Here is a 3,143-nt window from a genome sequence, read left to right as displayed (position 1 = left end):
TTAGTATAACGGGGTTTTAAGCTAAGAAAAATAGAAAAACCCCGAATAGGTCCACTTTTTTTAAAGTGTCTACTATTCGGGGTTCAGTTCAATGTCTATCAAATGCTCTTTTCTTCTTATGTATAAATCTAGTTATTACTAAGCTTTTGTATGCTAACGTGCATGACCAACGCAATGGCACTCCATACATTTAAGACAACAGCCATTGTTAATAGCGCCCATTCTACAGCTTGTGGCAGTTCGGCAGTCAAGGAAATAGTTAAGGCACTGCTGCCAATGACAAGCATGGCCATCAATAAAGGTAAGTTTTTCACCAAATCAAAACACTCCAAACAAATGATATATAGCCTATTATAACACGCGCTTTTTTAAAAGCTTACCAGAAATGATCATTTATTGGTAAAATGTGTCCTTTCTTTTTGTTAACTGCTCATCTGTACTTAATAGGCCCAAAATCCTCTCTACTATGCTTAAAAAATGAGAGACAAAGCATTAAATGCTCTCAAAAAGTTTAGGATCATTAGGTTATGCTAGAGGGTTTTACAGTTGAGCGTGGTGAACATAAAACAAATATCCAACATACTATTGTATACATACATCTGTGGGGAGGTTTATATAAGGAAGCTTCAATCTCATGAACTTCTTTTTAAGAGACATTAAATGTCTTCCTGCTTATAACAATACTCAAAGGTGAGTGAACATGAGAAATAGAATAAAAACAAGAATGATAAAAATACTCAGTGGAAACAGGGAAACGAGATTAACTGTTCAAGTTGCAGATACCCCAAGCAAAATAGAAAAGGGGTTAATGTTCGTTGGAAGATTACCCGAAAATGAGGGGATGCTATTTGTGTTTGCAAGACAAGTATATGGCGGCTTTTGGATGAAAAACACATTCATTCCTTTGTCTATTGCTTTTCTTGATGCAGACGGAAGAATTTTAAAAATACTTGATATGCAGCCTTGTATAGGAGATGACTGTCCTATCTATAACCCGAACCTTTTTTATTATTATGCCATTGAAGTGAATCTTGGCTGGTTTAAAAGGAATCAAATCAAAGAAGGGGATTATGTACAGTTTAATTGAATTCATCTTACCTCTAAGAACTAGGGGTAAGGTGATTTTTTTTATGGATATTTATATATGACTGAAAAGTGAGTCGAAGAAGCAGTGAAAGTTACTGTTGAGAATGGTTATGATGGATCAGGATTGGAAACTGCTTCATGGAGAAGGACTTTTCTTCCAAACAGCAAATATAAATATAGCACGTAAATCATGGTCCACAGGGGAGTGGGAAGATTATGTTTAGTAAAGTTGGACAGATTATGCTGTATGTCAATAACCAAGATGAGTCAGTCAAGTTTTGGACAGAACAATTAGGATTTACGGTGATTGCTGAAGAAAAGAACGGTCAAGGCATGAGGTGGATTGAAATTTCTCCAAAAAAGGGCGCAGAAACCAGCATCATTCTGCACGATAAGGAATTCGTGGCTAAAATGTCTCCAGGAGTCAATCTTGATACACCTTCTTTAATGTTTTTCACTGAGAATCTCGAACAATTACACCACGACTTGTCCAATAAAAAAATTACCGTCGGAGAAATTATGAGTATGCCTTCTGGTCGAGTATTTAACTTCTCCGATAACGAAGGGAATTACTTCGCCGTCATGGAAAAAAGCTGACCAACCAATAAATGAAAAAAGTAGCAGGAAATTAACTTTGAAAGTCGATTATGATACATCGGCTTTTTTCATTTCGTTAAAAGAAACGGTGTCATAACTTATGGGGTGCGGGAAGGACTTCTTATTTCACTAATAGAAAAACATTAGTTGAAGTAGGTGGTTGCGTTGATCTGCGGCTAAAGAAAGTACGTCATATAATCCATGCACTTATTAATCCTTAAAGGAGTGTAAAGGTGAAAGCTTACAAGACACGTATTAGCTGCATGGCAGTATTCCTTCTTCTCTTGGCAGGTTGTGGAGAGGGTCAGCAAAAAAACGTTAGTGGGTCTGGATCAAATAAAGCAGATAATTCCATTGAGGGGCCTTTTGCCATTGAAACAACTAGTGACTTTATCGTTGATGTGAGCGATGGAAACAATGGGTTTGAGCCGTTTAGAATGCTAAACGAGTCCAACGATTTGGAAAAAGAGGGGTCCGATGCTTTTGAAGAAGTATGGAGTATTCTTGATGACGCAAAGTGGGAAGCAGCAGCAGTAAGTATGAGCCGGTCTGCGGATTATCGTATCGAGGTGGTAGATAAGAGGGATAAAGAAAAGCCGGTAACAACCTTGTACTATATGTGGGCAAACCCAGAATATAAGAGTGTTGAACTTGTCGATCCTGATCATACACGGTACGTTCTGATAAAAAAGCCGGAGTCGGAAAAGCTCTATAAATTTTTAACGAACAAAAATTTATCGGATCATGTTGTAGTTGAATGATCCATCCCTATTTTACAACAGCACCTAAGGCTGCCTGAGCGGAAATTCGCTCAACAATCAATAAAGAGTCAGGGTGTGTTAAGTGGAGAACAAGACTGTCGATGGACCGTCTTGTTTTACTTTTGAGGCGTCCTAATTTGGAAGTGATGAAAGGGTTTCTTGTCCCACGAACGGGGCAGTTTACTCGAAGAGAAAAGTATACTCGTATGGCTCATTAGGAAAACAGGAAGTGACCCGGACTATTATACCTTAACTATTATTTTTTTGAAGAATATAAGGTAATAATTAACTAGTAAAAATGGTAAAATTTTAAAAATAATTAGTGAAATTTGGAAATATATACAGTATTATTATACTAATAACTGACAAAAGCCCACTAGGTTTATTATTCACTAAGGGAGAGAAATATTGAGTATGAAATCCATTCTATGCTATTTCCGCCGCAACCATAAGCTGAATTACTTCACTGATGAATGCGTAAGATGCGGTAGAAAGAAGAGTAAAGGATAAACCACCTAAGAACAAGCGTATGCTCTTTAATGTGACTACACGGAAGAAAGAGTCATTCCACTAACGGATGCTTTAATAAAATAAAACTGTTCAGAGCCTAAAGTGTACCCTTTGTAAAGGACATTTTAAAAAAAGCCTAGGCAGTTTTAAGAAGATGATCTCTGTATTGAACAGGGGTCATCTTTTTTA

Annotated in this window: 4 protein-coding genes; 3 read left to right on the top strand and 1 reads right to left on the bottom strand. The window is 37.0% G+C overall.

Annotated elements, in window-relative coordinates:
* Window positions 1-128: 128 nt before the first annotated feature.
* Entirely contained in the window at window positions 129-314 is a 186-nt protein-coding gene (locus QY97_RS18750; protein ID WP_232506388.1) for a hypothetical protein, read from the bottom strand.
* Window positions 315-700: 386 nt separating this feature from the next.
* Between QY97_RS18750 and QY97_RS18745 the strand changes: the two genes are divergently transcribed.
* From QY97_RS18745 to QY97_RS18735, 3 genes are all read left to right on the top strand, one after another.
* Entirely contained in the window at window positions 701-1,087 is a 387-nt protein-coding gene (locus QY97_RS18745; protein WP_046128819.1) for a DUF192 domain-containing protein, read from the top strand.
* A gap of 215 nt (window positions 1,088-1,302) precedes the next feature.
* The gene (locus QY97_RS18740; protein ID WP_039237353.1) at window positions 1,303-1,683 is read left to right on the top strand and encodes a VOC family protein; all 381 of its coding nucleotides are present in this window, start codon (window positions 1,303-1,305) and stop codon (window positions 1,681-1,683) included.
* A 233-nt stretch (window positions 1,684-1,916) separates the two neighbouring features.
* Window positions 1,917-2,444 carry a hypothetical protein gene (locus tag QY97_RS18735; RefSeq protein WP_039237351.1) on the top strand — a complete coding sequence of 176 codons (528 nt, stop codon included), beginning with the start codon at window positions 1,917-1,919 and terminating at the stop codon, window positions 2,442-2,444.
* Window positions 2,445-3,143: the final 699 nt, after the last annotated feature.

The organism is Bacillus thermotolerans, assembly GCF_000812025.2.
GTDB lineage: Bacteria > Bacillota > Bacilli > Bacillales > Domibacillaceae > Quasibacillus > Quasibacillus thermotolerans.
Note: the sequence above shows the minus strand (reverse complement) of the source record. Positions and strands in the feature narration are given on the sequence as shown.